Origin of the sequence: Haladaptatus paucihalophilus DX253, assembly GCF_000376445.1 — an archaeon.
GTDB lineage: Archaea > Halobacteriota > Halobacteria > Halobacteriales > Haladaptataceae > Haladaptatus > Haladaptatus paucihalophilus.
In genome coordinates, this window is record NZ_AQXI01000001.1 from 999890 (window position 1) to 1021303 (window position 21414).

The 21414-nt window shown below is 63.6% G+C and carries 24 protein-coding genes; 12 read left to right on the forward strand and 12 right to left on the reverse strand.

The genetic code is table 11. The annotated features are described in order from the left end of the window. Nucleotides 1–2: 2 nt before the first annotated feature. The 4 genes from B208_RS0105655 (at nucleotide 3) to B208_RS0105670 (ending at nucleotide 3677) form a co-directional block, all read left to right on the forward strand. Entirely contained in the window at nucleotides 3–1190 is a 1188-nt protein-coding gene (locus B208_RS0105655) for an ABC transporter ATP-binding protein (protein WP_007977625.1), read from the forward strand. A 1-nt stretch (nucleotide 1191) separates the two neighbouring features. After that, a complete protein-coding gene (locus B208_RS0105660) occupies nucleotides 1192–1395 on the forward strand; it encodes a hypothetical protein (protein WP_007977627.1) in 204 nt (67 codons plus the stop codon). A gap of 127 nt (nucleotides 1396–1522) precedes the next feature. Beyond that, nucleotides 1523–2596, forward strand: a complete 1074-nt coding sequence (locus B208_RS0105665; protein WP_007977628.1) for a Gfo/Idh/MocA family protein — start codon at nucleotides 1523–1525, stop codon at nucleotides 2594–2596. 109 nt (nucleotides 2597–2705) lie between these two features. Next, nucleotides 2706–3677 carry a sugar phosphate isomerase/epimerase family protein gene (locus B208_RS0105670; RefSeq protein ID WP_007977630.1) on the forward strand — a complete coding sequence of 324 codons (972 nt, stop codon included), beginning with the start codon at nucleotides 2706–2708 and terminating at the stop codon, nucleotides 3675–3677. A gap of 1 nt (nucleotide 3678) precedes the next feature. Here B208_RS0105670 and B208_RS0105675 read toward each other — a convergent pair whose 3' ends face one another. The 4 genes from B208_RS0105675 to B208_RS0105690 all read right to left on the reverse strand — a co-directional run bounded on the left by B208_RS0105675 (nucleotide 3679) and on the right by B208_RS0105690 (nucleotide 5979). Beyond that, nucleotides 3679–4110, reverse strand: coding sequence for an NUDIX hydrolase (locus B208_RS0105675; protein WP_007977633.1), 432 nt, complete (start codon nucleotides 4108–4110; stop codon nucleotides 3679–3681). Nucleotides 4111–4170: 60 nt separating this feature from the next. Further along, a complete protein-coding gene (locus B208_RS0105680; protein WP_232423727.1) occupies nucleotides 4171–4419 on the reverse strand; it encodes a hypothetical protein in 249 nt (82 codons plus the stop codon). 62 nt (nucleotides 4420–4481) lie between these two features. Further along, a complete protein-coding gene (locus B208_RS0105685; protein ID WP_007977636.1) occupies nucleotides 4482–5315 on the reverse strand; it encodes a hypothetical protein in 834 nt (277 codons plus the stop codon). 100 nt (nucleotides 5316–5415) lie between these two features. Continuing rightward, nucleotides 5416–5979, reverse strand: a complete 564-nt coding sequence (locus tag B208_RS0105690; RefSeq protein ID WP_007977637.1) for a hypothetical protein — start codon at nucleotides 5977–5979, stop codon at nucleotides 5416–5418. A gap of 152 nt (nucleotides 5980–6131) precedes the next feature. On the opposite strand from B208_RS0105690, the gene B208_RS0105695 reads away from it, so the two are divergent. Next, nucleotides 6132–7256: an acyl-CoA dehydrogenase family protein gene (locus B208_RS0105695; protein ID WP_007977638.1), complete on the forward strand. Its 1125-nt coding sequence runs from the start codon at nucleotides 6132–6134 to the stop codon at nucleotides 7254–7256. Nucleotides 7257–7328: 72 nt separating this feature from the next. Then, the gene (locus B208_RS0105700) at nucleotides 7329–7847 is read left to right on the forward strand and encodes an HAD family hydrolase (protein ID WP_007977639.1); all 519 of its coding nucleotides are present in this window, start codon (nucleotides 7329–7331) and stop codon (nucleotides 7845–7847) included. 9 nt (nucleotides 7848–7856) lie between these two features. Here the strand turns inward: B208_RS0105700 and B208_RS0105705 are convergent, their stop codons facing one another. Continuing rightward, nucleotides 7857–8507: a helix-turn-helix domain-containing protein gene (locus tag B208_RS0105705; RefSeq protein ID WP_007977641.1), complete on the reverse strand. Its 651-nt coding sequence runs from the start codon at nucleotides 8505–8507 to the stop codon at nucleotides 7857–7859. A gap of 194 nt (nucleotides 8508–8701) precedes the next feature. Continuing rightward, nucleotides 8702–8950: a DUF5822 domain-containing protein gene (locus B208_RS0105710; RefSeq protein WP_073096571.1), complete on the reverse strand. Its 249-nt coding sequence runs from the start codon at nucleotides 8948–8950 to the stop codon at nucleotides 8702–8704. A gap of 104 nt (nucleotides 8951–9054) precedes the next feature. On the opposite strand from B208_RS0105710, the gene panB reads away from it, so the two are divergent. After that, entirely contained in the window at nucleotides 9055–9864 is an 810-nt protein-coding gene (panB, locus tag B208_RS0105715) for a 3-methyl-2-oxobutanoate hydroxymethyltransferase (protein WP_007977644.1), read from the forward strand. A 14-nt stretch (nucleotides 9865–9878) separates the two neighbouring features. On the opposite strand, the gene B208_RS0105720 is transcribed toward panB, so the two are convergent. Further along, a complete protein-coding gene (locus tag B208_RS0105720; protein WP_007977645.1) occupies nucleotides 9879–10655 on the reverse strand; it encodes an alpha/beta fold hydrolase in 777 nt (258 codons plus the stop codon). 183 nt (nucleotides 10656–10838) lie between these two features. Here B208_RS0105720 and B208_RS0105725 point away from each other — a divergent pair, with 183 nt between their 5' ends. Then, complete coding sequence (locus B208_RS0105725) at nucleotides 10839–11081, forward strand: DUF7127 family protein (RefSeq protein ID WP_007977646.1); 243 nt, start codon at nucleotides 10839–10841, stop codon at nucleotides 11079–11081. Further along, on the forward strand, nucleotides 11078–13339 hold the full coding sequence (locus B208_RS0105730; protein WP_007977647.1) for a CDC48 family AAA ATPase: 2262 nt from the start codon (nucleotides 11078–11080) through the stop codon (nucleotides 13337–13339). Before B208_RS0105725 ends, B208_RS0105730 begins: the two co-directional genes overlap by 4 nt. 297 nt (nucleotides 13340–13636) lie before the next feature. Here B208_RS0105730 and B208_RS0105735 read toward each other — a convergent pair whose 3' ends face one another. Beyond that, nucleotides 13637–14710 carry a medium chain dehydrogenase/reductase family protein gene (locus B208_RS0105735; protein ID WP_007977648.1) on the reverse strand — a complete coding sequence of 358 codons (1074 nt, stop codon included), beginning with the start codon at nucleotides 14708–14710 and terminating at the stop codon, nucleotides 13637–13639. A gap of 98 nt (nucleotides 14711–14808) precedes the next feature. Between B208_RS0105735 and B208_RS0105740 the strand changes: the two genes are divergently transcribed. Next, complete coding sequence (locus tag B208_RS0105740; RefSeq protein WP_007977649.1) at nucleotides 14809–15444, forward strand: helix-turn-helix domain-containing protein; 636 nt, start codon at nucleotides 14809–14811, stop codon at nucleotides 15442–15444. A gap of 9 nt (nucleotides 15445–15453) precedes the next feature. On the opposite strand, the gene B208_RS0105745 is transcribed toward B208_RS0105740, so the two are convergent. The 4 genes from B208_RS0105745 to B208_RS0105760 form a co-directional block, all read right to left on the reverse strand. Continuing rightward, nucleotides 15454–16470 carry a sodium:calcium antiporter gene (locus B208_RS0105745; protein WP_007977650.1) on the reverse strand — a complete coding sequence of 339 codons (1017 nt, stop codon included), beginning with the start codon at nucleotides 16468–16470 and terminating at the stop codon, nucleotides 15454–15456. Nucleotides 16471–16530: 60 nt separating this feature from the next. Next, entirely contained in the window at nucleotides 16531–17499 is a 969-nt protein-coding gene (locus B208_RS0105750; protein WP_018128761.1) for a DNA replication complex subunit Gins51, read from the reverse strand. Next, nucleotides 17496–18668 carry a DNA primase small subunit PriS gene (priS, locus tag B208_RS0105755; RefSeq protein WP_007977652.1) on the reverse strand — a complete coding sequence of 391 codons (1173 nt, stop codon included), beginning with the start codon at nucleotides 18666–18668 and terminating at the stop codon, nucleotides 17496–17498. The genes B208_RS0105750 and priS overlap by 4 nt, the downstream gene beginning before the upstream one ends. A 108-nt stretch (nucleotides 18669–18776) precedes the next feature. After that, nucleotides 18777–19265: a GNAT family N-acetyltransferase gene (locus B208_RS0105760; RefSeq protein WP_007977653.1), complete on the reverse strand. Its 489-nt coding sequence runs from the start codon at nucleotides 19263–19265 to the stop codon at nucleotides 18777–18779. 102 nt (nucleotides 19266–19367) lie between these two features. On the opposite strand from B208_RS0105760, the gene B208_RS0105765 reads away from it, so the two are divergent. Next, nucleotides 19368–19778, forward strand: a complete 411-nt coding sequence (locus B208_RS0105765) for an archease (protein WP_007977654.1) — start codon at nucleotides 19368–19370, stop codon at nucleotides 19776–19778. Between the two features lie 68 nt (nucleotides 19779–19846). Continuing rightward, a complete protein-coding gene (locus B208_RS0105770) occupies nucleotides 19847–21349 on the forward strand; it encodes an RtcB family protein (RefSeq protein WP_007977655.1) in 1503 nt (500 codons plus the stop codon). Nucleotides 21350–21414 lie beyond the last annotated feature (65 nt).

Consider the following 21414-nt stretch of genomic DNA (forward strand, 5'->3'; position numbering starts at 1 on the left):
CAATGGGTGAAGTTAACCTCGAACACGTTTCGAAACGGTACGACGATGTAACGGCAGTCGACGACATGAATCTGAACATCAAGGACGGCGAGTTCGTCACGCTCGTCGGTCCGTCGGGTTGTGGGAAGTCCACGACGCTCGAAACCATCGCGGGCCTCACGATTCCGACAGATGGGACGATTTCCATCGCTGACCGGGAGGTGACGACGCTCCCCCCGAAAGACCGCGGCATCGCGATGGTGTTCCAGAACATCGCGTTGTTCCCGCACATGGACGTGTACGACAACATCAGCTTCGGCCTTCGGCTCAGGAGCTTCGAGAAGGAGGAAGTGGACCGCCGGGTCGATCAGGCGGCCGAAATCGTCCAACTCGAAGGCATGCTGGACCGGATGCCGGACGAGATGTCCGGCGGTCAACGCCAGCGCGTCGCCATCGCTCGCGCCATCGTCCGCCAACCCGAGGTGTTCCTGATGGACGAGCCGCTGGCGAACCTCGACGCGAAACTCCGCGTCCACATGCGCACCGAACTCCAGCGGCTCCACAAGGAGCTCGACGCGACCATCATCTACGTCACGCACGACCAGGCGGAGGCGATGACGATGTCCGACCGCGTCGCGGTCATCAATCAAGGCGAACTGCAGCAGTTCGCGCCGCCGCTCACCTGCTACAACGAACCGACTAACCTGTTCGTCGCCGGATTCATCGGTTCGCCGAGCATGAACTTCGTGGAGGGGACGATAGACTCGAACGGACTCCAAACGGATGACTATCACGTCGATTTCGAACCGGGCCACTTGAACGGGGTTGCCTCGGACGACCGGTTGACGCTCGGCGTCCGTCCGGAGGACGTGTATCTCGTCGAGGACGCCGACGACGTGGCGAACCCGACGGACCCCATCCCCGCCCGGACGGACGTGCTCGAACCGATGGGCGACGAGATATTCGTCTACCTGCTCACGGGCGGCGTGAGTCCGGAGGATATCGACGCGGAGGCCGACGACTCCCACCAACTGCTGATGAGCGTCGACCCCGATAAGGACATCAACACCGACGAGGAGGTCGAAGTGATTCTCGACCGGGAACACCTTCACCTGTTCGACACGGAAAGCGGCGACGCCATCGCTCACGGATTGGAGTTCTCCTCGGTCGGAACCGAACCGACGGGCACCGAAGCGGAGGGGGACGACTGAGATGGTGACCGAACTCGGTTGGTACTATCTGGGAGCCGGGACGCTCCTGTTTTTCTTCTGGGCGTACGGCGTCGTGTCGTTCGGGCTCGACCTGAAGAACAAGATCATCCCCGGAATTCGGGGAATGATCGCCGAGCGCGAGGCCCAGAAGGCGGAGGAAGAACGTGAGCGCGAACGCGACGAGAAGAAACAGCAGTTGTACTAACGTGTTCCCGTTCGACCACCCGAGTTCAGTCCGGCCGCGGCAAATACTGCCATCCGACTTATCAGTCACGGCCGAGAGAGACGACGAAAGGAAAAGAATAACACCGTCTCACCGGTGAGCGGTAACTATGAGTGCCAGTGAGCCGGTTCGAGTTGGGTTCGTCGGTCTCGGAAATATTGGACATTATCACGCCGATAGAATCACTGATCTGCGCCACGAGATAGTCGGCGGTGTCGATATCAACCCCGACGCGCGCGCCCGATTCGCCGAGAAGTACGACACCCGCTCGTTCGAGAGCTACGAGGAACTGTACGAGTCGGACATCGACGCCGTGATCGTCACGACGCCGAACAAATTCCACGAGGAGTACGCCATCTCCGCGCTCGATGCGGGTCTCGATGTCCTTCTCGAAAAGCCGCTCGCGCACACGTTGGAGAGCGCAGAGCGCATCGCGGAGGCGGCGCGGAACGCCGAGGGCTTCTGTATGGTCGGCTTCCACAACCGCTTCCGGAACCCGGTCGAGGTCATCAAGGGCTATCAGGACGAAGGCCGCTTCGGGAAGACGCGCCACGTCGAGGCGAACTACATCCGTCGGCGCGGCATCCCCGGCCGCGGCTCGTGGTTCACGAACCGTGACGTGGCCGGTGGCGGTGCCCTCATCGACATCGGCGTCCACGCCATCGACCTCGCGTTGCACCTCCACGACTTCCCGGACGTGAAGGAAGTCAGCGGCGAGGTTCGCTCGCAGTTCGGCGACCGCGACGACTACACCTACCTCGAAATGTGGGGTGACGACACCGACTCGGGCGCGTTCACCGTGGACGACTCCGTGACCGCGTTCATCCGCTGTGAAGGTGGCAAAACCATCTCGCTCGAAGTCGCGTGGGCCGCGAACCGCTCGTCGAGCGAGGAGTATTTCGTGCGAGGAACGGACGCGGGTGCGAGCTTCGACAAGCACGACGACTCGCTCACCATCTACGAGACGAGCATGGTCGGTGCGGACCACTTCTCGGACTCGCACGTCAAGACGCGACAGGAGGACGCGCACAAGGCGGAACAGCGCGTCTTCTTCGAGGCGGTACGGGATGGCGTCGCGCCGAAGATGAACACCATCGAGCAGGCACTGACCGTCCAGCGCGTCATCGACGCCATCTACCGTTCCTCGCAGGACGAACAGGCCGTGCAGTTGTCACAGGAGTAGCGCGGTCGGGGTTCGACGGGATTCGTGGGGGCGGACTCGAACCCGGTGCACCGGTGGTGTAATCCATCGCACCAAAATTTTATTCCCGAACGGAGTAATCGGTTCTATCATGGACATCGGCGTTCACACACCACCACTGTACGGCGAATCGCTCGAAGACGCCCTCGCGTATCTTAACGACATCGGCGTGGACGCCATCGAACCCGGCGTGGGTGGCTACCCCGGCGACACCCACCTCCCGCGGGACGAGTATCTGGACGACGAGGAGGCACAGGACGAACTCCACGACCTGCTCGCCGAGTACGACATGCGAATCAGCGCGCTGGCGACGCACAACAACCCGCTGCACCCGGACGACGAGGAGGCGGAGGAAGCCGACACCGAACTCCGCGAAGCGATTCGGCTCGCCGACCAGTTGGACGTCGGCACCGTCACCTGTTTCTCCGGCCTGCCCGCGGGCGGCCCGAACGACGAGTACCCGAACTGGATAACCGCACCGTGGCCCTCGGAACACGAGGAAGCGCTCGAATACCAGTGGGAGGACGTGGCGATTCCGTACTGGCAGGAACTGGAGGCGTTCGCCGACGACCACGACGTTGACCTCGCCATCGAGATGCACCCGAACATGCTCGTCCACGAACCCGCCGGGATGCTCGAACTCCGCAACGCGACGGGCGAGCGTGTCGGCGCGAACTTCGACCCGAGCCACCTCTACTGGCAAGGTATCGACGTGCCGGAAGCCATCCGCTTCCTCGGCGAACACGACGCCATCCACCACTTCCACGCCAAGGACACGAAGGTCTACGAATCCCAAGCCCGCTACAAGGGCGTCCTCGACACGACGCCGTACACGGAGGAGGCCAACCGTTCGTGGCTGTTCCGCTCGGTGGGTTACGGTCACGGCGAGGGGCACTGGAAGGACATCGTGAGCGCCCTCCGCCTCGTGGACTACGACGGCGCGCTCTCCATCGAACACGAGGACTCGCTCACCAGTTCGCGCGAAGGGTTGGAGAAAGCCGTCGAACTGCTCCAGCGGGCCGTCTTCCGAACCACGCCCGGCGAGGCGTACTGGGCGGAATAGCTCAGAGGTCCGGGACGAGCGCCTCGGGATACAGCGTCTCGTCGCCTTCACCGAACGCATCCGCGGACTTCCAGACGCACGCTATTTCTTCGTCGAACTCGACCTCGTACCCCGTGAATTCGTCTCGCTCGTACGGCCACGACTCCACGATGTCAGCCTCGTAGACGCGCCACACTTCGTGGTGGCGTCGGCCGCCGGACGCGAACACTCCCTCGTAGGTTTCGAAGTGGGAGACGTTCGAGAGCGAGACGCCCAACTCCTCGTCGAACTCGCGGTGCAAGGCGTCCTCACTGTGCTCGCCGAACTCGACGCCGCCGCCCAACGGATAGTAAAACGGTGTGTCTCCGTCGGGGGGCGTCTCCCGAGCAACGAGGAGGTCGTCGTCGCGCCGGACGAGGCCGCGAGCGGAAACGCGGATTCGGTTTTCGGGCATCGGGTTCGTGAAGAGCCGGGAAGTGTGTGATAAGCGTGTCGAATCGGCGACGGAAGCGGTTCAGCGAACGATCCAACTCAGGTACCACGTCAACAGCGCGCCGACGACCAATCCGCCGACGGTTGCGGCGACGAGACCGAGGACGCTCGCGCCGCCGTGGAATGCGATGAGGCCCCCCGACGCGCCGACGAGCAGGACGACCGCTATCTTCAGGCGAAGCATCGCGGCCGACCGCTCCTCCCGTGACATCGGACCGACCATTATCGTCCCCTGCTCGTCCGGACGGAACGCGTCTCGTCGCCTGCGCATACTCCCCGCATGAGAGAGGAAGCGTGAGGCAGGTGCTTAAATCCCGGCGGGACACCGCGGAATCACTGGCGGTAGCGCTCGACGACCTCGAAAAGCGTCTCGAACGCGGGCGGGGCGTCGTAGCGAACAGTCCCTGTCCGGTCGTCGTAGTCGATGAGGTGAACGTCCCACAACTTCGGGAGCGTGACGTGTCGAAGGTTCGCTTCGAGCGACATCGACCGGAGTTCGTCGCCGGACGTCAACTCCTCGACCGTGAGCACGCCGTCGGGGGCGTCCATCGCCATTCGAAGCACGTACCGGCATCGACGGTCCGCCAACACGTCGAGCCAATCGTCCATCACGCCGGACGGAACGTCGATGTCGTCGACGTCGGCCGTCGGTAACCGCGTGAGCGCCGAATCGGTCGGCTCCGTGCTCGGCAACTCCTCCGGGTCGGCAGAGGACGCGTCGGATTCGTCCCGCGAGTCACCCGGGTCAGGGCGAAGGGGACCGACCAACCCGGCGATGCCGACGACCAATCCCAACAGAGCGCCGCTCGTCACCAAGGTCTGTGCGAGAAAATAGGGGTTTGCGATGTGCCACCCGGAGACTTTCGCCGTGACGATGACGCCCGCGGCGAAGATACCGAGCGCCACCATTCCTTTGAGGCATGAAACGTCCACCCGTCGGAGCGTGGTCGCATCGAGGTCGCTTCTCGTGAGCCGGTAGCCGACGAAAACCAGCATCGCCGAGAGCGTCATCTCGATGATGAACTCCGGGAACCACACCGACTCCGCACGGAGAAAGAGGTCGATGATAACGACCATCGACAGCAGAAGACCGATGAGCGCGATCACTCGTCCGCCGGTTCTCGATTCACCGTCGGTGACCGTGAGGTCGGGATGGGTCACACGCATCAGAAGGTCACTATCTCCATTACTCGCTCAGCGCTACTATCGGTTTCGCCACCGGTGAGTCTCCTGACCGGTTCATCGTCGGAGAGTAAATCGAGAAACGTTACTGGAATCCACGGCCGACTTCATCCTCGTCGATGAGGTCGTCCAACTCCTCGTTCAGCAACTTTTCCGACTCCTCGAACGTCTCCGCGAGGTCGGAAACGGCGTCGGGACGGTCGTAGCCGTCGAACTCCATCGGCCCGAACGCCGGGCTTTCGAGCGCCTCCATCACGTCGTCGAAGAGGTCCGCCCCCGACGTCGGCGCGTCGGCGTGCGCCTTGATGGTTTCCTCGACGCGCTTCGCGCGCGCTTCCATCTCGTTTTCGTCTGGGCGCTTCTCCTCGGAGTTCCGCACGGCGAATCGTCCGTCCCGGAAGTCCTTCTCGGGGAGGTAGCTCCCGATTTCGTCGTCGAGTTTTCGGGCGACGTGCGTGCCGACGCCTCGCACCTGATACGGGTTTTTCGCGTAGGTCTTCAGGTGGTAGAGACCGGCGTTCGGATGGCCGAGATACAGGTCCTCGCCGACGCCACCGGCTCGTTGTCCGCCGGCGGCCCGCCACCCCTCGGGGTCGACGCTCCGGTCAACGACGTCCTGCAAGATGTCCTGCCACTCTCGAATCCGCATAGGTACACCGTGACACGCAGGAAGGATTAACGTGTCGCTTTTTCGTATCTGTACCCGTCCTGACGGCGATGTGCGTCGTTGTCGCGGTGCGAACACGGCACGCGGACGGCGTGGAACGGGTACCTTTTTCCTCCGGCACTCGAAGAACCATCATGAACCTTTCAGCGGAACAGCGAGCCATTCGGGACGTGGTTCGGGAGTTCGCCGTCGAGGAGATTCGACCGGTCGCGGCCGAATGCGACGAGAAACAGGAGTTCCCGGAGGACGTGTGGGACGGTCTCGCCGACCTCGACATGATGGGAATGACGGTTCCCGAGGAGTACGGCGGACTCGACGTGGACAAATTGACGTACAGCGTCGTCAACGAGGAGGTCGCCTACGGCACCCTGTCGGTTGCGACGGCGCTGTCGGTCCACTGTCTCGCAACCTCCTGTCTCGCGGAGTTCGGCAACGAGGAACAGAAAGAACGCTGGCTCCCCGACATGGCGAAGGGTCGGCCGGTCGGCGCGTTCGCGCTGTCGGAACCCGAAGCGGGGTCGAACCCGGCCGAGATGTCCACGGAAGCGCGCCGCGAGGGCGACGAGTACGTCATCAACGGCAAGAAGCAGTGGATAACGAACGGCAAGCGGGCCGACGTCATCGTCCTGTTCGCCAAGACGGACCGCGACGACCCGCGGAGCGTCACGCAGTTCGTCGTCCCGAAGGACGCGGGCGTCGAAGTCGGCAAGAAAGAAGAGAAACTCGGCCTGCGGGCGAGCGATACGACCAGCCTCATCTTCGACGACGTTCGGATTCCCGCCGAGTATCGGTTGACGGAGGAAGGCAAAGGGCTGTCCGCGGCGTTCCACATCTTGACCGGCGGGCGCATCGGCATCGCCAGTCAGGCGGTCGGTCTCTCGCAAGCGGCGCTCGACCAGGCCGTGGAGTACGCACAGGACCGCGAGCAGTTCGACCGGCCAATCGCAGACATCCAGACCATCCGGCACAAACTCGCCGACATGCAGACGAAGTTGCAGGCGGGGCGACTGTTGACCCGCGATGCGGCCCGCCGTGCGGATAACGGCGAGGACCACGCAGCGGCCGCGAGCATGGCGAAGTACTTCGCCAGCGAGTCCGCCGTCGAAATCACGAACGAGGCGGTCCAGATTCACGGCGGCTACGGCTACACGACCGATTTCGACGTGGAGCGGTTCTACCGCGATTCGAAGATTACGACCATCTACGAGGGCACCTCGGAGATTCAGAAGAAGGTCATCGCCCGCGACCTCCTCGACTGAGGCGAGACCGCCGGGAAACCGGGACCGTCGCCGACCGAAGTCCCTTTGCTCTCCCCTTCCCTACCGACGACCGTGATAGACGACGTTTCGGCGGTCGTGTACGACTTGGACGGGACGCTCGTGAACCTCGTCGTCAACTGGAAACAGGTCGCGCGGGACGTCGCCGACGTCCTCTCCGACCACGGCGTCGACGCGAGCGGTGCGGACCTCTGGGCGATGTTGGACTTGGCAGACGAGGCGAACGCCCGTGGGGCGGTCGAGTCGGTCATCGGCGACCACGAGTGTCTCGGCGCGCGGCGCTCGAAGCGACTGCCGCACGCCGACGAACTGCTTCGACGCGACGTTCCGGTCGGCGTGTGTTCGCTGAATTGCGAGGCCTCCTGTCACGTCAGCCTCGAAACGCACGGACTCGCCGATGCCGTCGATGCGGTCGTCGGCCGCGATTCCGTTCCGACGCGAAAGCCCGACCCGGAACCGCTTCGGGCGACGCTCCGGACGCTGGGAATCGACGGCCCGGCACTGTTTATCGGCGACTCTCCGCGTGACGAACTGACGGCAGAACGAGCGGGCGTCGCGTTCGAGTACGTGTAGCGCTATCGGCTACTGATTGAGCGCGAGCGTGTTCTTCAGGAGGTTCGCGTGTCCGCGCCGCAGTTTCTCCGAGATGGATTGATGGGTCACGCCGAGCGAATCGGCGAGGTCGGTGGCCGACGCGCTTCGCGGAATGGAATAGTACCCCGTCTCGTACGCGAGCATGAGCGTCTGCTGTTGACTCTGCGTGAGTCCGTACCGTCCCGTTCTCCCCTTCGAAAACTCGTGGATGTTCTGGAGTTCGAGGTCGATACCCCGGCGACGGCAGTACTCGTACGTGCGAGTCACGGCGTCGTGGTTGCTGAACAGCAACCGGAACTTCCACGTGTCTTCTTTCCCCGTCGCGGCCAGCACCGTTCCGTTCTCCTCGACGAGTATCTGAATCAGTACGTCGATATCCTTCACCCACTCCAAACGATACAGACATTCCGTGTCGAACTCTCCAACGAGTTGGAAATCGCGTACGCTCTCGTCCGCGGTGAGCGCGGTTTCGATGCCCTGTCTGTTGTCCGTTCCTACCCAGACGAAGGGCATGAGGTGGTTGTGATTGTATGCAACCACCTGCTCGATGTCGAACCGAACCGAATCGAGCGCATCGAGCGTGTGACCGAGGGCAAACCGTTCGGCGGGAAACGCCACTTCGGCTATGGTTCCCGTCATAGCCCTTTCTCAGGAGTTGTGGTTAATACCCTTATTGGCCGTGCGATTATAGATACTCGAGGTGACGAAATAGAAAATCGCGGACGGAAAGTGGGGAAGTCGAAAACACATCGAGTTTCGTATACATCCAAAATTTCCCAGAAAACGTGCGCTCTCGTTTGGAAACGTGTAACATTGTACGTTTTTGATGAACGTCACTGTCCGACGGTTTGATGGGTGCGAGCGTAGAGAAAAACACCGATTGCGGTGATAAACCAGACAATCGCACCGACTCGAACCGCGAACGACACGCGCGATGCCCACGTCGGAAGCGAGACGCCGGAGAAGAGTGCGAGGAGTGCGACGAGTGGCGCACCGACGACGATGGTGGTGACAAACGTCACCTGCATCACCCATCCGTAGTCGATGCCGTCGGGACTGTGGGTTTCGACTGGTTCAGGCACGGGTGAACGCGGGAACCGCGTCGGCTTAAGAGTTGTCAGGTCGGATTTCGGCGAACGCATCACCGACCGGGCACGTTAAGCCGTCGGGCCGTAGAGTTCGATGTATGCCAACGGTGAGGGACATCCGCGCCAAGGCGGGAAAAGAGCCGATCACGATGCTGACGGCCTACGATGCGCCGACCGCGGCCATCGTGGACGACGCCGGTGTCGATATGATACTCGTGGGCGACAGCATGGGAAACGCAGTCCTCGGGTACGATTCGACGCTGCCGGTGACGGTAGACGAAGTTGCCAGTCGAACCGGCGCGGTCGTCCGGGGGACGGAGGATGCCCTCGTCGTCGCCGACCTGCCGTTCCTTAGCTTCGGCTACGACGAGAAGAGCGCCGTCGAAAACGCGGGTCGGATGCTGAAAGAGGAGGGCGCGAACGCCGTCAAAATCGAGAGCGGGCCACACACCGTCGAGCTCACGGAGACGCTCTCGAACCTCGGCGTCCCGGTGATGGCCCATCTCGGGCTGACACCTCAAAGCGTCAATCAGGTGGGCCACGTTCGACAGGGAACGACGCGGGAAGACGCGGACGAAATCCTCACCCTCGCCAAGGAACACGAGGAGGCGGGGGCGTTTTCGCTCGTCCTCGAACACGTCCCGGCGAACCTCGCCGAAACGATTACGACAGAACTCGACATCCCGACCATCGGTATCGGGGCGGGACCGCACACCGACGGGCAGGTCCTCGTCATCAACGATGCCGTTGGCTTGGGCGACTGGAGTCCTCCCTTTTCGAAGCAGTTCGGTGACGTGAAAGGCGAGATGAAACGCGCGGTGTCGGCCTTCCGGGAGGAGGTCGAGTCGGGCGAGTTTCCCGCCGAGGAACACAGTCACGTCGAGGACGAGTTGGACGGCGTGTACTGACGCCGTTGTCGATTTTATCGAACGTCCTCTAGGAATTCCACGAGCGTTTCGTTGAACGCGTCCGGCGTTTCGAGCATGGCGAGATGCGCCGCGTCCTCGATTTCCGCGTAGCGGCCGTCCCGTACGTTGTCGGCCAAGAACTCGTGATACCACGGCGGCGTGAGCATATCGTGTTCGCCGACGACGGCGAGCGTGGGTGCGGTGATGTCGCCCAATCGGTCGCGGACATCGAAGGTGTGACACGAGTGGAAATCGCGGCTCGTGACCCGCTGTCCGACCTCGTACATCGACTCCTTCGACAGTTCGACGTACCGGTCGTCCGGGTCGTAAAAGAGTCGGTCGTCGTCGTGGAGGAACTCGACGGCGCGGTCGAAATCGTCGTCCAACCACGTGAGCAGGTCGTCCAACACCGACAGCCGTGCGCCCGTTCCGGCGAGGACGAGCGCATCGGCGTCGAATCCCCGTTCGAGAACGAGGTGCATGACGACCGCCCCGCCGAGCGAATTGCCGACGAGGGTTCGCGCACCCGTCTCCTCCGCGACCGCCAGCACGTCGTCGGCGTACGCGGAGAAGGTGCTCCAGCCGGGGTCGGCGTCCACGTCGTCCGATTCCCCGTGACCGCTCAAATCGACCGCGACGACAGGAAACTCGGACGCGAGGCGAGCGAGTTGCGCCTTCCAGATTTCGTGGCTACCGCCGCTGCCGTGAACGAACAAGACGGGGGACCCCTCCCCACCGCGGTCCGCGACGCGATACACCGTCCTCCGGTCGTGATGTGTGACCGACTCCATATCATCTCGTTCTCACGCACGAAGCATAAAGTTCGACCTCGTACTGTCGGCTACGATTCGCATCAAATTAGGGTGAGCAGTGTGAACCGCATTTCAAGGGTAAATCATAGAATCGCCATACAGCACCGCCCCAATATACGAAACATTTTTATAGAAGCGCAACTAACCCAAGGTTAGCTAAAGATGACGCTCGAACGAATATCACAGCAAGAAGACAGTATTGCACGCCGCTACGAGTACGGCGACGAAGAGCTCATCGTCGCGGATTTCGGCACGGCAGAGGTGTCGGTCGACGTGCTGGATGACGCCGCAATCGTCGTCGTGGAGCGCGACGGCGAGAGTTTCCAAAGCGAAATCGAGCTACCGGACGGTGACGCGCAAGCGTTTATCAACAATGGTGTCCTCACTATCGAGGTGGGACAATGAAACTTACAGTCAAACCGCTCAAGCAGAAGGACGCGGGTCGCGGACTCGCGGCGGTTGATCGACGCTCCATGGAGGAGTTGGGTGTCGAAAACGGCGACTATATTGTCATCGAGGGGCATGGGCAGGGTCGTGCTGTCGCGCGGGTTTGGCCCGGCTACCCCGAGGACGAGGGTCGCGGTATCATCCGTATCGACGGGAAGCTCCGGCAGGAGGCCGGGGTCGGCATCGACGACAAAGTGGGCATCGAGAAAGCCGACGTGAACCCGGCGAACCGGGTCACGATAGCGCTCCCGCAGAACCTCCAGATTCGCGGGAACATCGCCCCGCACATCCGCGATAAGCTGAGCGGGCAAGCCATCACCCAAGGGCAGGCGATTCCGTTCGGCTTCGGCCTGATGGGAATGGGCTCCGGCCAGTCGATTCCGCTCAAGGTCGCCGAAACCGACCCGGACGGAACCGTCGTCGTCACCGACGCCACCGAGATTCAGATCAGCGAACGCCCGGCCGAGGAGATTACGGCCGGTGGCGGTGCGGGCGGTCAAGCCCGACCGGACGTGACCTACGAGGACATCGGCGGTCTGGAGCGCGAACTCGAACAGGTTCGTGAGATGATAGAGCTCCCGATGCGCCACCCGGAGCTGTTCAGCCGCCTCGGCATCGACCCGCCGAAGGGCGTCCTGCTCCACGGCCCGCCGGGAACCGGGAAGACCCTGATGGCGAAGGCCGTCGCCAACGAGATCGACGCCTACTTCCAGACCATCTCCGGCCCGGAGATTATGTCGAAGTACTACGGCGAGTCGGAAGAGCAACTGCGGGAGGTGTTCGAGGAGGCCGAACAGAACTCCCCGGCCATCATCTTCATCGACGAACTCGACTCCATCGCACCCAAGCGCGAGGAAGCGGGCGGGGACGTGGAACGCCGCGTCGTCGCGCAACTGCTCTCGCTGATGGACGGTCTCGAAGAGCGCGGTGAGGTGACGGTCATCGCCGCGACGAACCGCGTCGATGCAGTGGACCCCGCGCTTCGTCGCGGTGGTCGCTTCGACCGCGAAATAGAGATCGGCGTGCCGGACCGCGAGGGGCGCCTCGAAATCCTGCAGGTTCACACCCGCGGGATGCCGCTCGCCGACGGCGTGGACTTGGAGGCGTACGCCGACAACACCCACGGCTTCGTCGGTGCCGACCTCGAATCGCTGGCCCGCGAATCCGCGATGAACGCGCTTCGGCGCGTCCGCCCCGAACTCGACCTCGATTCGGAAGAGATTCCGGCGGACGTACTGGAGTCGCTGAAGGTCACCGAAGCGGACTTCAAGGAGGCGCTGAAGGGTATCGAACCCTCCGCGCTCCGCGAGGTGTTCGTCGAAGTCCCCGACGTGACGTGGCAGGACGTCGGTGGCTTGGAGAACACCAAGGAACGCCTCCGCGAGACCATCCAGTGGCCGCTCGACTACCCCGAGGTGTTCCAAGCGCTCGACATGCAGGCCGCGAAAGGCGTCCTGATGTACGGGCCGCCGGGAACCGGGAAGACCCTGATGGCGAAGGCCGTCGCCAACGAGAGCGATAGCAACTTCATCTCGATCAAGGGCCCCGAACTGCTGTCGAAGTGGGTCGGTGAGTCCGAGAAAGGCGTCCGCGAAGTGTTCAGCAAGGCCCGCGAGAACGCCCCGACCGTGGTGTTCTTCGACGAGATCGACTCCATCGCCACGGAACGCGGCCGCGACGGCGGCGGTGGCACGCAGGTCAGCGAGCGCGTCGTCTCGCAACTGCTGACCGAACTCGACGGCCTCGAAGAACTCGAAGACGTCGTGGTTATCGCCACCTCGAACCGCCCCGACCTCATCGACTCGGCGCTCTTGCGTCCGGGACGGTTGGACCGCCACGTCCACGTGCCCGTGCCGGACGAGGAGGCGCGCCACGCCATCTTCGAGGTCCACACCCGCCACAAGCCGCTGGCCGACGACGTTGACCTCGAAGAACTCGCGGAGCAAACCGACGGCTACGTCGGTGCCGACATCGAAGCCGTCTGCCGCGAGGCCGCGATGGCCGCCAGCCGCGAGTTCATCGAGAGCGTCTCGCCGGACGATATCGGCGAGAGCGTCGGCAACGTCCGCATCACCGCGGAGCACTTCGAGGACGCGCTCGGCGAGGTGACGCCCAGCGTCACCGAGGAGACCCGCGAACGCTACGCGGAAATCGAAGAGCGGTTCGACACCGCGGAACCCGAGACGAAAGAGCAGTTGGGTCGAACGTTCCAATAGAACGTTTTACGACGGTCGGACATCAGCGGTCGCGCGCTACTGCACGCGACCGCTGACAGCCTCCCTGTAAAACGTTCATCAAAAGCGCTCCTCCTTCATTTTGACGAACGACTCGCTCTGCGAGTCGTTCGTCTCCATTCAGTCGTCGGCCCGGAAAATCTCCGATTTTCCGGAGATGACACTAGTGACTTGCGGTTGTGTCGATTGCCTATCGCGGTGCTGTCGGCATTTCGTGCGAATTGTCGCATCGTTCAGTTCGGAATCGACGGACTGCTGGTACAGGGATAGCGAAACGCGCTACTCTCCATCGGGAACCAACACGACCTTCCCGGTTACCTTGCCGGAGTCCAGTTTTTCGAGCGCTTCGCTCGCCCGGGAGAGCGGAAACTGCTCGTCGATGGTGGCGTCGAGTTCACCTCGAGCGAGAAGGTCGAACAGTTTCGTCACGTCCTCCCGGAAGTACTTCGGCCAGCGGTCGACGTAGTAGAACGTCGCGTCGCGGCCGTTCGGGAGGAGCTTCCAGAACAGCAATCGGGCCACGATCGGGACGAACGGACGAAGCCGATGTCCCTTCGCGTCGAGCGTTCCGGCCACGCCGTAGGAAACCAGCGTTCCGCCCGACCCGAGCATCCGCCACGAGTCCGTCAATCCCGGGCCACCGACGTGGTCGAAGACGGCGTCCACCCCGTCCAGCGCGAGTTCCCGGACGCGAGCGGGAACGTCGTCGTTTCGATACTCCAGCGGAATCGCGCCCAACTCCCGCACCGCATCCTGCTTCTCCGCCGAGGCGGTGCCGATGACGCGAACGTCCGCGAGTCGAGCGAGACGGGTAAGTAGCGTCCCGACGCCGCCGGACGCACCGTGAACGAACACGGTCTCCCCCGCTTTCACCTCGGCGACCCGGTGCAACATCTGCCACGCCGTCACGCCGTTGGTTACGACTGCGACGGCCGCGGTCGGGTCCAGTTCGTCGGGGACCGGAGCCAGTTTCCCGGCCGGGAGCACGACGTGATCGGACCACGCGCCGGTTTCGGTGAGCGCCGCGACCCGCTGTCCGGGCTCGATGACAGTGACGTCCGCGCCGACTTCGGTCACCCTCCCGACGAGGTCGTAGCCGGGGACGAACGGGAATTTCGGCTGGTTGAAGTACCGTCCGCGGAGCATCTGCACTTCGGCGAACGAAACCCCCGCAGCTTCGACGCGGACGACTGCTTCGTCGTCGCTCGGCGACGAGAGGGGCCGTCGTCGCTGGGTGAGCACGTCGGGAGTGCCCATCCGCGGCATCACGATTTCGGTGACGGCCATGTTTCCTTCGCCGGTTCGCTCGGCGGTCGGTCCGGTTTTCGTTTTCTTCCGCGTTTCCGTCGTCATACGGTACTCACTACCGCCCCGACGCGATTCAACTCGCGTCTCAACATGTTAACACCGGTATGAATCGGTTGATTAGCGTCGGTGACCGAACGATAGTCATGGCTAGCGTTCGTCTGAAGATAGTTCCACCCCCGGAGGAGTGGTTCGTCAAGCTCTCCACGGAACGCCCCGACGACGAGTTCACGCTCCTGACGGTGACGAACGCGCGCGACGGCCTGTTCGGCGTGTTCGAAGTCGAAACCGACGACGTCGAGACCGTCACCGCGACGCTCGACGACATCGACGAAATTCGGTCCTACGACCTCTCACACGCCGAGAATCGAACCGCCGTGATCCAGTACACCGCCACCGAGTCCATCGTGCACGCCGCCACCGTCGATGCGGGTGTCGTCCCCGTCTGCCCCGTTACCGTCACGGACGGGGAGATGGTCGCCTCGGCGACCGTTTCACACGAACACCTCTCCCGCCTCGGGGACCGACTCCGGGAAATCGGTGCGACGTTCGAAGTGCTTTCGCTCTCCCAAACCGCCGACGGCCGCGGGAACCTTCTCACCGACGCCCAGCGCGAGTTCGTGGCCGAAGCCGTCGAGCGGGGATACTACGATACGCCGCGTCGATGTACGCTGACCGAACTGGCGGCGGAACTCGATATCACGACCGGCGCAGCCAGCGGCATGGCACACCGCGCGGAGGAGCGGATACTCAAGGCGTTCGTGAACGAAACGCCGCTGTAACGTCCCGAGTCACGCACCCGGAACGACGTGCGTCACGCCGACCGTCTCCAACAGCATCCACACGAGAAACAGGCAGTACACGGCGAGCAACCCCCACGATTCGTTTTTCGAGAGCGAGAGTTCGGTGCGAAGGAAGGCGAATACGATGACGGTAGCGAGCGTGAGAAAACCCATCAGCGGGACGGCGACGGAGAAATCTATCTCGGCCGTCCCGGCCACCATCACGCCCGCTGGAACCGCGATGAGCAGGTCGAAGACGTTACTCCCGAGGACGTTCGCAATGCTGGTCACGCCCTCGTTGTCCGTCGCGGCGCGGACGCTCACGAGCGTATCGGGAAGGCTGGTTCCCGCGGCGACCACCGTCAGCCCCCAGATGAAGTCCGGCGTTCCGAACAGGTCGCCGAACCCGAGCGCGGCCGTAACCAGCCCCTCCACTGCAACCGCGATGAGGGCGAGGCTGGCGAGGAGCATTACGACCTCGCGGAGGGGCGAGATGCCGTTCGGCGGGGCCGCCGCGTCGTAGTCCTGCGTATCCTGATACTGGGTAAAGAGGTAGACGCCGTAGAACGCGATGGGGATGAGCGCGAGTTGCCACGTCACCGTTCCGTGAAGGCGCGTGTTCGCCACCGGGTGGTAAATAACCGCCAGCGCGAAGGTGATGAGGAGCACCGCGACGGCGACCATGTAGAACTGCGCTTCCTTGTAGACTATCGACCGGTCCGCCTCGACGCCATCGGCGAAGATACCCGAGAGCGCCGGGATGACGAGCAGGTTGAAGATGGCCGACCCGACGATGGCGCTCACGCCCAAATCGAACGCGCCGTGTACGTACGTCGAGACGACCGTACTCGACAGTTCGGGAAAACTCGACCCGACGGCGACGACGATGGCCCCCTGAACGACGGGCGGCAGGCCGAAGTACAGCGACAGCCGTTTGCTCGACCGTTCGAGCATGTCGCTGCCCTTCCAGACGACCGCCGTCCCGACCAGCGCGAAGAGGACGTACCACCAGAATCCGGAGACCATGCGCGCTCGTTCGAATCGAGATGTCTTAAAACGAATCAGTCGCCGCTCGAACGAAGCGAATCAGTCGAGTTTTTCCGCCGCGTCGCGTTCGATGAGCGGTCCCGCGTTTTCGGACGGGAGCGCAACCACGTCCTCGGTTTCGAGGTCGTACTCGCGCTCGTCCACGCCGAGAATCGACCCGACATCGCGGGTGATTCTGACCGTCGTCCGGTCGTCCGCGGGGTCCGAGTCCGACGATTCGGCGGACTGCCCAGTATCCGAAGCCGAAGCGGATGGGGCGGACGATTCGGATAGTGCGGAGGACTCCGGTCCGTCCGGTGCGTCCGCGTCCGGCGCGGACGCCTCTCCCGGTTCCCGAGCGGTCGCCTCGCTGGGTGGCGACGGTTCGGGAGGCGTAGACTCGTCCATCTGGGACGAGGCGGCCGCGTCGTGCTCCCCCGCAATCGCGGCCGCCTCGTCCGACGGACGGTCGCCCGCGGGGTCCGGTTCGGATTCGGCGGCGGTCGCGTCGGAGGCGGTCGTATCGGTACCCATCGTATCGGAGACGGGTGCGTCCGAGGCGGTCGAGGGACGTGCGCTCGGGTCGGCGGCCGCCGTGTCGGGGGCGGTCGAGGCGCTCGCCGTCGATTCGGCGCTCCCCTCGTTGCCAGCCAACACGTCGAGAACGGTCGCCTTGTTCGACTCGATACGGTCTACGAGGTCCGCAAACAGCTGTTGTTCCTCGCTGGTCAGTCCGTCCTCGTCGGCCGGAATTCCGGCGGCGGAGAGGCTCGCACGCTTGACGACCTTGCCGACGCGGCGTTCGTACACCGCCTCGACGACCTCCTCCGCGGTCTTGATTTCGTCGGTGAGTTGGTTGACTTCAGCGGAATCGAACGGGTCGTCCGCCCGTTCGGCGGCCCGCTCGCGCTCCTCGCGGAGGCCGCGGATGTAGGCCCCGACGTCCGCGTAAAACGACTCGCGCAGATGCTGTAAGCTGTCCTTCGAGCGCTCCTTGCTCTGCACACTGCGGAGTTCGTCGAGATTCATTCTTTCCCCTTTTCTGCCCGGTCGCGCACCATAAGAAAGATGGCGACGTATTCGGGAATCGATACATCACCCGCCGGGAGCCTAAAGCTTTCGCCACCGAGCGAAACGTGCGCCTCGGACGATAGTTCGACCGTCACTTCGTGCGACCGGAACGTCTCAGGAACCGCGTCGCGGAGCGGGTCGAAATCGTCGAGTCCGTCGCGCGGAATCCGCGTCACTTCCAACCCGCTCCCGCCGTGGAGGCTGCCGGGAAGTCGTATCAAGCGGTGCGTGTCGGTCGTGACGGGTTCGTCCACCGCCGCGCTTTCGGCCGCGAACACGTCGTCGGCCAGAATCCGCGCGAGTTGGTAGAAAGCCGGGTGAACGTCCACGTTCCCGCGGTCTATCTCCCGGCGGTTGTTCGTCGCGGCGTTGTACGCTCCCTTCGCCTTGCCGGAGCCGATGCCGTCGAACTCCTGCAATCGTTCGAGGGCGTCGGCTTCGTCCATCGACAGGAGGTCGTCCACGAACGAGTTGACGTACGCGTGGACGCGACCGCCCCAGCCGCCGCTGGTCGGCAGGGTCCGTTTCTGCGTCGGGTTCTTGAGTCCGATTCCGGCGACCGTCTCCGACTGCACCAGCGATTCGAAGTCCACGTCGCCCGCCCGGACGTAATCGACGATTTCGCGCCGTCCCTCGCGGTCCAACCCCTTGACGTCCTCGTCCCGAACGTGGACGTGGTAACCGCGGCCGCCCGAGAAGACTATCGTCATGTCTTCGAAGCCGAAATCCCGTTCGAGGATGTCGAGGAGGTCGAGCAGTTCCTCCTTACACCGAGCCAGCATGTCGGCGTAGGGGGTTTCGGGCGTGACGCCCGGCAGGTGGTCCGCGTCCAAGTCGAACACGAGGTCGGCGCTCTGCCAGCCCTTCGCGTCCATCGTCCCCGCACCGGGGTCGCGGTAGCGACCGGCGGAGAAGTAGACGTGTCGCGGACGCTCGCGTTCGAGAAAGCCGCCGAGGGTGCCGAGGTCGAGGAGGGAGTTGTGCCGAACCATCGTCGTGCCCGGTCCGGTGGTCCACGGGATGTACCCCCACTCGCGCTCGTCGGCGTCCGGCGGGAGTTCCGGCGCTACCGTTCGGTAGTGGTCACGGAACCGGCCTCGGAGATACGCACGCGTCCGCTCTTCCATCGTACGTTCATGAAACACCCGATTGATTAAAGCGTTGTTTCTTCGGATTACGCGGTCGCTGCTCGGGACGATATCACCGGTCCGCCGTGCGAGGTCGGAACCGAACGGTTAGCTACGCATGAAATCCGAGAGCCGTTTGGCGATGCTTTCCTCTTCGCCCAGTCGGAGGTAGAAGGCGTCGCCGCTGTCTTCGTAGTAGTTATCGATGCGACGCTCGACGGCGAAGCCGAGGTGTCGATAGAAGTCGAGTGCGTTCTCGTTCGTCGTTCGGGCGTGACAGGTGACGGAGGCGTGATTGTCCGCGACCTTCGCGACGAGCCGTTGACCGAACCCTTCGCCCCGGAACTCGGGTGCGACCGCGAGAAAGAGGATGTATCCGTCGCGTCGGACCGCCGCGAACCCGACGAGTCGTTCGCCGTCGTCGTCCTCGGTGACGTAGCAGTAGACGGTCGACCGGCGGTACGCGTCCGTGAAAAATCCCCGTCGTTGTTTCAGCACGCCCTCGCGCTGCCGGATGCGCTCTTTTAGCTGCCACGCCTCCTCGACGTAGCGATTGTCGCCCGGCCCGACGACGCGCGTGTCGATATTTACGCTCACTGCGAGGGAGTAGCAGGCAGACAAATATAATTCCACCGGCATACGAATCATCGAGATGTCGGAGTGGCAAGCCTCAAACCGGTAGCGAGCGAGGAATAGACGATGAGCTACGCGCTCCGAGAACACACCGCCGATATCGGGGTCGAAGCGACCGGAGAGACGATTTCCGACGCGTTCGCCGCCGTTGCGGACGGCATGGCGGCGGCCATGTGCGACGACATCCCAGCGGGCGGAACGCGCTTCGCCCTCGACGTGCGCGCCGAGAGCCGGGAGGCGCTCCTGTTCGACTACCTGGACGAACTCATCTACCAGCGCGACGTCCGAGCCGTGCTCCCTGTCGAAAACGAGGCGAGCGTCCGCGAGGACGGCGACGGCTGGCATCTCAACGGAAGCGCACGCGGCGTCCCGCTCGCCGACCTCTCGGCGCGGGAGGTCAAGGCCGTCACCTACTCCGAGATGGTCGTCGAGGAGGCCGACGACGGCTGGCGCGCCCACGTCGTGTTCGACGTGTGAACGGCGAACGGGGCGGAATCGTCGTCGCCTCCGAAACGCCTTCCCACGTGTGCCTCGAAGTAGCACGCATGAAGACGTACACGGCGGGGGACGTCACGCTCGAACGGGTTCGGGAGTACGTGTGGGAGATTCCACGGGAGGGGAAAATGGGAACGCCCGCTCGCGTCCTCGCCAGCGAGCGACTGCTCTCCCAGATTTCCGAGGACAAGACGCTCCAGCAGTTGCGGAACGCGACCCAGTTGCCGGGGGTGACGAAGTACGCCGTCTGCATGCCGGACGGTCATCAGGGATACGGCTTCCCGGTCGGCGGCGTCGCCGGAATCGACGCCGAAAACGGCTGTATCTCGCCGGGAGCTGTCGGCTACGACATCAACTGCGGCGTCAGGATGATGCGGACGAATCTGACGATGGACGACGTGCGGGGCCACGAGGAGGAACTCGTGGACGCGCTGTTCGACGCCATCCCGTCCGGGTTGGGCGGCGGCGGCGTCGTCGAGTCGGGCATCGACACCGTGAACGAGGTGCTGGAGCGCGGCATGGCGTGGGCGCTGGACGAGGGCTACGCGACCGACGCCGACCTCGCGCACTGTGAGGACGAGGGGGTCCGGGAGGAGAGCGACCCGTCGGCCGTTTCGACGAAGGCGAAGAATCGAGGAAAGAACCAACTCGGGAGCCTCGGGAGCGGCAACCACTTCCTCGAAGTCCAGCGCGTGACGGACGTGTTCCGGGAGGAGGTCGCCGACGCGTACGGACTCTCGGAGGGGCAAGTCGTCGTGCTCATCCACTGTGGCAGTCGCGGACTGGGCCATCAGGTCTGCACCGACTACCTCCGGAAGATAGAGAAACGGCACTCGGGGCTGCTGTCGAAACTCCCGGACAGGGAACTCGCGGCCGCGCCCGCCGGAAGCCGACTCGCCGAGGAGTACTACGCGGCGATGGGGGCGGCAATCAACTTCGCGTGGGTGAACCGACAGCTCGTCATGCACCGCACGCGCGAGGTGTTCGAGGACGTGTTCGACCGGCCGTGGCGGACGATGGGGATGGAACTGCTGTACGACGTGGCGCACAACATCGCCAAGAAGGAGACGCACGTCGTGAGGGTTGGGCCGGAGGGCCGACCAGTGGGAGACGGAGAAGCCGTCGAGCGCGAGGAGCGAGAGCTGTTCGTCCATCGAAAGGGAGCGACGCGCGCCTTTCCGGCGGGCCACCCCGAGGTGCCCGGCGCGTACCTCGACGTGGGCCAACCCGTCATCATCCCCGGCAGCATGGGGACGGGGAGCTACGTCCTCCGCGGCGGCGAGGCGTCGATGGAGCTTGGGTTCGGCTCGACCGCACACGGCGCGGGCCGAGTGATGAGCCGAACGCAAGCGAAGAAGGACTACTGGGGCGGGGACGTGCGGGAGGAACTGGAACGCGAGCACATCTACGTCAAAGCCCAGAGCGGCGCGACGGTCGCGGAGGAAGCGCCGGGCGTCTACAAGGACGTGGATGAAGTCGTGCGCGTATCGGACGCGCTGGGAATCGGAGATACGGTCGCTCGAACGTTCCCCGTCTGCAATATCAAAGGCTAACGCGCCGTCCCGACGAAATCCTACGCGAACGGATAGGAACAACGTTTCTTTTACTAATCCAAAGA

What these genes read in the sequence shown, in the direction of transcription:
- B208_RS0105765 (WP_007977654.1), top strand. Translation starts at nt 19,368, where the DNA reads ATGAGCTACGCGCTCCGAGAACACACCGCCGATATCGGGGTCGAAGCG.
- B208_RS0105770 (WP_007977655.1), top strand. Translation starts at nt 19,847, where the DNA reads ATGAAGACGTACACGGCGGGGGACGTCACGCTCGAACGGGTTCGGGAG.
- B208_RS0105690 (WP_007977637.1), bottom strand. Translation starts at nt 5,979, where the DNA reads ATGCGGATTCGAGAGTGGCAGGACATCTTGCAGGACGTCGTTGACCGG.
- B208_RS0105730 (WP_007977647.1), top strand. Translation starts at nt 11,078, where the DNA reads ATGAAACTTACAGTCAAACCGCTCAAGCAGAAGGACGCGGGTCGCGGA.
- B208_RS0105670 (WP_007977630.1), top strand. Translation starts at nt 2,706, where the DNA reads ATGGACATCGGCGTTCACACACCACCACTGTACGGCGAATCGCTCGAA.
- B208_RS0105725 (WP_007977646.1), top strand. Translation starts at nt 10,839, where the DNA reads ATGACGCTCGAACGAATATCACAGCAAGAAGACAGTATTGCACGCCGC.
- B208_RS0105665 (WP_007977628.1), top strand. Translation starts at nt 1,523, where the DNA reads ATGAGTGCCAGTGAGCCGGTTCGAGTTGGGTTCGTCGGTCTCGGAAAT.
- B208_RS0105660 (WP_007977627.1), top strand. Translation starts at nt 1,192, where the DNA reads ATGGTGACCGAACTCGGTTGGTACTATCTGGGAGCCGGGACGCTCCTG.
- B208_RS0105705 (WP_007977641.1), bottom strand. Translation starts at nt 8,507, where the DNA reads ATGACGGGAACCATAGCCGAAGTGGCGTTTCCCGCCGAACGGTTTGCC.
- panB (WP_007977644.1), top strand. Translation starts at nt 9,055, where the DNA reads ATGCCAACGGTGAGGGACATCCGCGCCAAGGCGGGAAAAGAGCCGATC.
- B208_RS0105695 (WP_007977638.1), top strand. Translation starts at nt 6,132, where the DNA reads ATGAACCTTTCAGCGGAACAGCGAGCCATTCGGGACGTGGTTCGGGAG.
- B208_RS0105750 (WP_018128761.1), bottom strand. Translation starts at nt 17,499, where the DNA reads ATGAATCTCGACGAACTCCGCAGTGTGCAGAGCAAGGAGCGCTCGAAG.
- B208_RS0105655 (WP_007977625.1), top strand. Translation starts at nt 3, where the DNA reads ATGGGTGAAGTTAACCTCGAACACGTTTCGAAACGGTACGACGATGTA.
- B208_RS0105720 (WP_007977645.1), bottom strand. Translation starts at nt 10,655, where the DNA reads ATGGAGTCGGTCACACATCACGACCGGAGGACGGTGTATCGCGTCGCG.
- B208_RS0105740 (WP_007977649.1), top strand. Translation starts at nt 14,809, where the DNA reads ATGGCTAGCGTTCGTCTGAAGATAGTTCCACCCCCGGAGGAGTGGTTC.
- B208_RS0105685 (WP_007977636.1), bottom strand. Translation starts at nt 5,315, where the DNA reads ATGCGTGTGACCCATCCCGACCTCACGGTCACCGACGGTGAATCGAGA.
- B208_RS0105745 (WP_007977650.1), bottom strand. Translation starts at nt 16,470, where the DNA reads ATGGTCTCCGGATTCTGGTGGTACGTCCTCTTCGCGCTGGTCGGGACG.
- B208_RS0105735 (WP_007977648.1), bottom strand. Translation starts at nt 14,710, where the DNA reads ATGACGACGGAAACGCGGAAGAAAACGAAAACCGGACCGACCGCCGAG.
- B208_RS0105680 (WP_232423727.1), bottom strand. Translation starts at nt 4,419, where the DNA reads ATGCGCAGGCGACGAGACGCGTTCCGTCCGGACGAGCAGGGGACGATA.
- priS (WP_007977652.1), bottom strand. Translation starts at nt 18,668, where the DNA reads ATGGAAGAGCGGACGCGTGCGTATCTCCGAGGCCGGTTCCGTGACCAC.
- B208_RS0105675 (WP_007977633.1), bottom strand. Translation starts at nt 4,110, where the DNA reads ATGCCCGAAAACCGAATCCGCGTTTCCGCTCGCGGCCTCGTCCGGCGC.